The organism is Streptomyces sp. NPDC059853 (assembly GCF_042731495.1).
GTDB lineage: Bacteria > Actinomycetota > Actinomycetes > Streptomycetales > Streptomycetaceae > Streptomyces.
The window spans coordinates 1-6228 of record NZ_JBHWJL010000300.1; the positions used below are offsets into that span (position 1 = coordinate 1).

At 72.9% G+C, this 6228-nt stretch carries 8 protein-coding genes; 1 reads left to right on the forward strand and 7 read right to left on the reverse strand.

Annotation, left to right across the window (positions count from 1 at the left end; genetic code table 11):
• Positions 1-62 precede the first annotated feature (62 nt).
• From ACFV5N_RS23220 to ACFV5N_RS23230, 3 genes are all read right to left on the reverse strand, one after another.
• On the reverse strand, positions 63-1028 hold the full coding sequence (locus ACFV5N_RS23220) for an SPFH domain-containing protein (RefSeq protein ID WP_385603103.1): 966 nt from the start codon (positions 1026-1028) through the stop codon (positions 63-65).
• A gap of 54 nt (positions 1029-1082) precedes the next feature.
• Positions 1083-1505: an NfeD family protein gene (locus ACFV5N_RS23225; RefSeq protein WP_385603106.1), complete on the reverse strand. Its 423-nt coding sequence runs from the start codon at positions 1503-1505 to the stop codon at positions 1083-1085.
• Positions 1506-1600: 95 nt separating this feature from the next.
• Positions 1601-2392: an ABC transporter ATP-binding protein gene (locus ACFV5N_RS23230; protein WP_385603109.1), complete on the reverse strand. Its 792-nt coding sequence runs from the start codon at positions 2390-2392 to the stop codon at positions 1601-1603.
• Positions 2393-2526: 134 nt separating this feature from the next.
• Here ACFV5N_RS23230 and ACFV5N_RS23235 point away from each other — a divergent pair, with 134 nt between their 5' ends.
• Positions 2527-3342 carry a hypothetical protein gene (locus ACFV5N_RS23235; RefSeq protein ID WP_385603112.1) on the forward strand — a complete coding sequence of 272 codons (816 nt, stop codon included), beginning with the start codon at positions 2527-2529 and terminating at the stop codon, positions 3340-3342.
• Between the two features lie 89 nt (positions 3343-3431).
• Here ACFV5N_RS23235 and ACFV5N_RS23240 read toward each other — a convergent pair whose 3' ends face one another.
• From ACFV5N_RS23240 to ACFV5N_RS23255, 4 genes are all read right to left on the reverse strand, one after another.
• The gene (locus tag ACFV5N_RS23240; RefSeq protein WP_385603115.1) at positions 3432-3677 is read right to left on the reverse strand and encodes a chaplin; all 246 of its coding nucleotides are present in this window, start codon (positions 3675-3677) and stop codon (positions 3432-3434) included.
• 176 nt (positions 3678-3853) lie between these two features.
• Positions 3854-4093: a chaplin gene (locus ACFV5N_RS23245; RefSeq protein ID WP_375066366.1), complete on the reverse strand. Its 240-nt coding sequence runs from the start codon at positions 4091-4093 to the stop codon at positions 3854-3856.
• A 170-nt stretch (positions 4094-4263) separates the two neighbouring features.
• On the reverse strand, positions 4264-4905 hold the full coding sequence (locus ACFV5N_RS23250; protein WP_385603118.1) for a response regulator: 642 nt from the start codon (positions 4903-4905) through the stop codon (positions 4264-4266).
• A complete protein-coding gene (locus ACFV5N_RS23255; protein WP_385603120.1) occupies positions 4898-6058 on the reverse strand; it encodes a GAF domain-containing sensor histidine kinase in 1161 nt (386 codons plus the stop codon). The genes ACFV5N_RS23250 and ACFV5N_RS23255 overlap by 8 nt, the downstream gene beginning before the upstream one ends.
• Positions 6059-6228: the final 170 nt, after the last annotated feature.

Below are 6228 nucleotides of genomic sequence, written 5' to 3' on the forward strand. Positions count from 1 at the left end.
GGACCTATCCGGTCCGGGCCCGCGGCCTTGCGTCTCATCCGTGCGCGGCGGAGGGGCTGCCGTTACTCGATGCGCGGCTGCTGGCGGCCCACCTGCGGCTTGTTGAGGGTGCCGGGGTCGCCGGCGCCGCTGTCGGGGCCGTCCCCGGTGCCGTTGCCGGTGATGCGGTTGAGGTTGCCGCCCAGGCCCTTGAGGGCGTCGCCGATCTCGCTGGGGACGATCCAGAGCTTGTTGGAGTCGCCGGAGGCGATCTTCGGCAGCATCTGGACGTACTGGTAGGAGAGCAGCTTCTGGTCGGCGTCGCCGGCGTGGATCGCCTCGAAGACGGTGCGGATGGCCTGGGCCTCACCCTCGGCGCGCAGGGCGGAGGCCTTGGCGTCACCTTCGGCGCGCAGGATCTCGGACTGCTTGGCACCCTCGGCCTGGAGGATCTCGGACTGCCGGACACCCTCGGCCTGGAGGATCGCGGCGCGCTTGTCACGGTCGGCGCGCATCTGCTTCTCCATCGAGTCCTGGATGGAGGTCGGCGGCTCGATGGCCTTCAGCTCGACGCGGTTGACGCGGATGCCCCACTTGCCGGTGGCCTCGTCGAGGACGCCGCGCAGGGCCGCGTTGATCTCCTCGCGGGAGGTGAGGGTGCGCTCCAGGTCCATGCCACCGATGATGTTCCGCAGGGTGGTGACGGTCAGCTGCTCGATGGCCTGGATGTAGTTGGAGACCTCGTAGGTCGCGGCGCGGGCATCGGTCACCTGGTAGTAGATGACGGTGTCGATGTTGACCACCAGGTTGTCCTGGGTGATCACCGGCTGCGGCGGGAAGGGCACGACCTGCTCACGCAGGTCGATGCGGTTGCGGATGCGGTCGATGAACGGGACCACGATGTTGAGGCCGGCGTTCAGGGTGCGGGTGTAGCGGCCGAATCGTTCGACGATCGCGGCACTGGCCTGCTGGATGACCTGGATCGTCTGGACGAGGGCGATGATGACCAGCACCACCAGGATGACCAGCACGATGATGATGGCGTCCATCGTGACTCCCCCTGCGGCTAGATGAGTTGAACGGTTGTCTGGATCGCGGGTCCATCACATCACGATGGCTGTGGCTCCGTCGATCTCCACCACGCTGACCTCGGAGCCGGGTTCGTGGGTGATGTCGTTGTCCAGCGCGCGGGCGGACCACTCCTCGCCGGCGAGCTTGATCCGGCCGTCACGGGAGTCGACCCGTTCCAGCACGACGGCGGTGCGGCCCTTGAGGCCGTCCACGCCGGAGCTGAGCTTGGGGGGAAGGACGCGGGCGCGCCGGGCGATGGGGCGCACGACCACGAGCAGGGCGGTGGAGACGACCGCGAACACGATCACCTGGAGGACGATGTTGTCGGTGACGGCGCCGGAGGCGGCGGCCGCTCCCGCCCCGATGGCGAGCATGCCCAGCTCGGGCATCGCGGTCAGCACGAGCGCGATCGAGAATCCTCCGGCGGCGATCAGCCACCACACCCAGAAGTCCACACCGCCATCGTAGGGGTGGTGCGGCGTGGCGAACAGGCCGGATTTCGTCAGACACCGGCCGGAATCCGCGGGTCCGGCCGGTGTCGGGTCCGGCGTCAGGCCAGGGGCAGGCCGTGGGCGGTGTAGCGGTCGCCCTGGCGCTCGACGATGAGCGGGAGCCCGAAGCAGTGCGAGAGGGCGGCGGAGGTGAGGACGGAGTCCACCGGTCCGGCGTCCAGGACCTTGCCCTGCCGGATGAGCAGGACATGGGTGAAGCCGGGGGCGATCTCCTCGACGTGGTGGGTGACCATGATCATCGCGGGCGCGTAGGGGTCGCGGGCGAGCCGGCCGAGGCGGCGTACCAGGTCCTCCCGGCCGCCGAGGTCGAGACCGGCGGCCGGCTCGTCGAGGAGCAGCAGTTCGGGGTCGGTCATCAGCGCGCGGGCGATCTGGGTGCGCTTGCGCTCGCCCTCGGAGAGGGTGCCGAACCGGCGGTCGAGGAGTTCGCTCATGCCGAGCCGGTCCAGGAAGGCGCGGGCGCGCCGCTCGTCCACGTCCTCGTAGTGCTCCTGCCAGCCGGCGGTCATGCCGTAGGCGGCGGTGAGCACCGTCTGCAGGACGGTGGCGCGCTGGGAGAGCTTGCCGGCCAGGGCGCTGGAGGCCATGCCGATGCGGGGGCGGAGTTCGAAGACGTCGACGCCGCCGAGCTTCTCGCCGAGGATCCGTACGCTGCCCGAGGTGGGGAAGAGGTAGCTGGACGCGATGTTCAGCAGGGTTGTCTTGCCGGCACCGTTGGGTCCCAGGATCACCCATCGTTCGCCTTCGGCGACCGACCAGGAGACCTGGTTCACCAGAGCGCGGCCTTCGCGGACCACGGATACGTCCACCAGCTCCAGTACATCGCTCATGCGCGCGGTCTCTCCCAATGCAGTCGCCGTCCTCCGGGTGCCTCGCGGCACTGTCCGGAAGGCAAACTTACGCCACGCCCGTCATGTCCCGGGCGCCAGGAGGCCCCTTGGGCCCTCTTCCCTATGCTGAGGCCATGCTCGATGAACCTCGTGCCGGGCGGCTGGCCGCCTGGGGGAACGCTCTGCTGGCCGGTCTGGTGTCGCCGGACGACGCCGCCGTGCGGGCCGTGGGGGACGACGCGGCGCACCGGGTGGTGGGGCTGCCCGGGGAGCCGGGGCCGGTGGCGCTGACCCTGGCGTTCGGGCGGCTGCGGGCTCTGGGGGTGGTGGGGCTGCGGGTCGCGCTGCCCGCGCCCGGGCATCCGCTGGGGCTGAGCGGGCCGCCGGAGTTCAACACGGCGGCGCTGGCGGCCGGTGAGGCGGTGCTGGCCGGGGGTGTCCCCGGGGCGGACGCGGGGGCGGGTCCGGCGCTCGGGCTGATCCCCGAGGTGGACGAGGCCGGTGCGGCCGGTGAGGTGCTGACCCGGGTGGTGTGGCGGTGTGCTCCGGTGCGGCAGGCGCCGCCGGCGGATGTGCCGTCGCTGGGTGAGGCGGAGCGTGAGCTGAACGAGGTGCTGCGGGAGACGACCGAGGCGCTGGCGATGCTGGACGTGGCGGGCGCGGGCCCGGCGACCCGGGCACGGCTGGACGCGTACCGGGCGCGGATGGAGCGCGGGCGGCAGGTGCTGGCCCCGGGGTATCCGCCGCGGGCGGCGCGGGTGCTGGAACTGGCGCGGCGGGTGGCCGGTCTGGTGGAGCTGGCCGGGGGCGGTGAGCACGGTGGCGCGGTGAGCGCGGCGGAGATCGCGGCGCGGGACCGGCTGCTGCGTCCGGTGGAGCGCGCGGCGCGGCGGGCGCGGGTGGCGGCGTACAACGCGTACGCGGAGGAGCTGGAGCGGCAGCGCGGCTGAGCCGGGCGCGGGGCGGCGGTGCCGGGGAACGGATCACGGCCCCGCGGGGGATGGGGTCCGCGGGGCCGTGATGACCGTGGGGGGTGGCGTCAGACGATGGCGCCGACGTTGCCGAACGCGGGGTTCAGCAGGCCGACCACGTTGACGGTGTTGCCGACGATGTTGACCGGCACATCCACCGGGATCTGGACGATGTTGCCGGAGATGACACCGGGCGAGTGCACGGCCTTGGCCTTGGCGCTCGCCCCGTCGTGGGCGGCGGCCAGACCGGCGGCGCTGCCGACGGCGACACCGGCGGCGGCGAGCACGAAGGCGGCCTTCTTCGCAGTGTTCATGACGTGCGATCCTCCTGGGACGGTTCTCTGCGGTGGCTCCGACGGAAGAGCCACGCGCTGCACAACGCGGTCCGTGTCCGGATGACACGGGGCGCCGGGTGATAACCGCCGTTCGGCGCATTAGGCCGATCAGCTGCGTGCGAGGTCGCCCGTCCTCAGGAGGCGGTGCCCGTGGGTCAGTGGGCCAGGCCGAAGTTGCCGAACGCCGGGTTGAGCAGGCCGATCACGTTGACGGTGTTGCCGACGGCGTTGACCGGGACGTGGATCGGGGCCTCGACGACGTTGCCGGAGATGACACCGGGCGAGTGCACGGCGTCGCCGTGGGCACCGGCGGCGGCGGAGGCCACCCCGGCACCGGCGGCGGCGATACCGCCGGCCACGGCGGAAACGACGGCGATCTTCTTCATGTTGTTCATGCGGATACCTTTCGGACTCCACCACGGCCGGTCGGCCGTGGCGCGCCCTGGGAAACGCGTGATCGCCGGACGGGTTCCGCCATGTGGGGGACAACCACCCGACCGTATGAATCCTGGCCCCGATCGAACTCCTGTCGGGGCAAGGGAGCCCCGCTCCCCCGGGCGCGCCGTCAGTCGGCCACGCCGTGCCGGACCGCCCACAGCGCCGCCTGGGTGCGGTCCGCGAGATCCAGCTTCATCAGGATGTTGGAGACGTGCGTCTTCACGGTCTTCTCCGACAGCACCAGATCGCGGGCGATCTCCCGGTTGGAGCGGCCGCGCGCGATCAGCGCCAGTACCTCCCGCTCCCGCTCGGTGAGCTGCCCGCCCCGGCCGCTGCCGCCGTACGGCGTCTCCTGGGCCAGCAGCGCCCCCGCCACCTCCGGCTGGAGCAGCACATGGCCGGCGTGCACCGAGCGGATCGCCCCGGCCAGCGCGGTCGGGTCGATGTCCTTGTGGACGTAGCCGGCCGCCCCGGCACGGAGCGCGGGGACCACGGTGCGCCGCTCGGTGAAGCTGGTGACGATGAGGACCCGGGCCGGGTTGCCGAGGTCGCGCAGCTTGCGCAGCGCCTCCACCCCGTCCCCGCCGGGCATCTTGACGTCCATGAGCACCACGTCGGGGCGCACCTCCTCGGCGAGGGCCACCCCGGCGGGCCCGTCGGCGGCCTCCCCCACCACCTCGATGTCGTCCTGGATCTCCAGGAAGGTGCGCAGCCCGCGCCGTACGACCTGGTGGTCGTCGACCAGCAGCACACGGATCACGTCAGACACCGGGTACCTCCATCTCGATCACGGTGCCCGCTCCGGGCGCCGAGCGCACGGTGAGTGTGCCGCCGACCGCCTGGGCCCGGTCGCGCATGGAGACCAGTCCCAGGTGGCGGCCGGCGCCGCGCACCGCTTCCGGGTCGAAGCCGGCGCCGTCGTCGCTGATCCGCAGGACGGCGCCGGTGCCGGACGGGGGCGGGCCGAGGCTGACGGTGACCCGGCCGGCGGCGGCGTGCCGCAGCGCGTTGTGCAGGGCCTCCTGGGCGACGCGCAGCAGGGCTTCCTCCTGGGCGGCGGGCAGGGGTTTGGCCTCGCCGGCCTCCAGGGTGACCCGGGCGGGGTGGGCGCGGTCGAGGACCTGGATCTGGGCGCGCAGGGTGGCGGCGAGGCCGTCCTCCTCCAGGGCGGCGGGGCGCAGTTCGATGACGGCGGCGCGCAGTTCGTCGGTGGCCTCGGCGGCGAGGCGGGTGACCTGGCGCAGTTCGCTGCGGGCGCGGGCGGGGTCGCGGTCCATGAGGGTGGCGGCGGCCTGGGCGGTGAGCCGCAGGGAGAAGAGTTTCTGGGCGACGGCGTCGTGGAGTTCGTGGGCGAGCCGGGCGCGTTCGTCGGCGATGGTGAGTTCGCGGCTGCGCTCGTAGAGCCGGGCGTTGGTGAGGGCGATGGCGGCGTGCTGGGCGAGGATGCGGAGCAGTTCCTCGTCCTCCTCGGTGAAGGCGCAGCCGCCGCCGGCCGCCCGGCGCTGCTCGGGGGCGCAGCGTTTGTTGGCGAGGAAGAGGGCGCCGAGGACCTCGTCGCCGTCGGCGATGGGCATGCCGAGGAAGTCGGACATCTCGGGGTGGGCGGCCGGCCAGCCCTCGAAGCGCGGGTCCCGGCGGACGTCGGCGAGGCGTACGGGGGTGGCGTCGTGCAGCATGGCGGCGAGGATGCCGTGCTGGCGGGGCAGCGGTCCGATGGCCTTCCACTGGCGGTCGCTGACGCCGTCGACCATGAACTGGGCGAAGCCGCCGGCGCCGTCGGGGACGCCGAGGGCGGCGTAGCGGGCGTCGAGCAGCTCGCGGGCGCTGGAGACGATGGTCTGCAGCACGTCGCGCACCTCCAGGGTGCGGTTCATGGCGAGCAGGGCGGCGCTGACGGCGGCCAGGCCGGTTCTTCTGACCATGGGGGAACGGTACCGGGGCGGGGCGGGCGGCGGATCGGTCCGGGGCGGGTGGCGGGTGCGTCGGCGGTCCTAGGTCCGGTGGCGGACGCGGGGACGGGGGACGCGGGCCGGTGGGGCCCGGTACGCGACGACGGTGGTGGCGCCCCGGGGCCGGGGTGCCACCACCGTCG

What these genes read in the sequence shown, in the direction of transcription:
- ACFV5N_RS23220 (WP_385603103.1), bottom strand. Translation starts at nt 1,028, where the DNA reads ATGGACGCCATCATCATCGTGCTGGTCATCCTGGTGGTGCTGGTCATC.
- ACFV5N_RS23230 (WP_385603109.1), bottom strand. Translation starts at nt 2,392, where the DNA reads ATGAGCGATGTACTGGAGCTGGTGGACGTATCCGTGGTCCGCGAAGGC.
- ACFV5N_RS23235 (WP_385603112.1), top strand. Translation starts at nt 2,527, where the DNA reads ATGCTCGATGAACCTCGTGCCGGGCGGCTGGCCGCCTGGGGGAACGCT.
- ACFV5N_RS23240 (WP_385603115.1), bottom strand. Translation starts at nt 3,677, where the DNA reads ATGAACACTGCGAAGAAGGCCGCCTTCGTGCTCGCCGCCGCCGGTGTC.
- ACFV5N_RS23245 (WP_375066366.1), bottom strand. Translation starts at nt 4,093, where the DNA reads ATGAACAACATGAAGAAGATCGCCGTCGTTTCCGCCGTGGCCGGCGGT.
- ACFV5N_RS23255 (WP_385603120.1), bottom strand. Translation starts at nt 6,058, where the DNA reads ATGGTCAGAAGAACCGGCCTGGCCGCCGTCAGCGCCGCCCTGCTCGCC.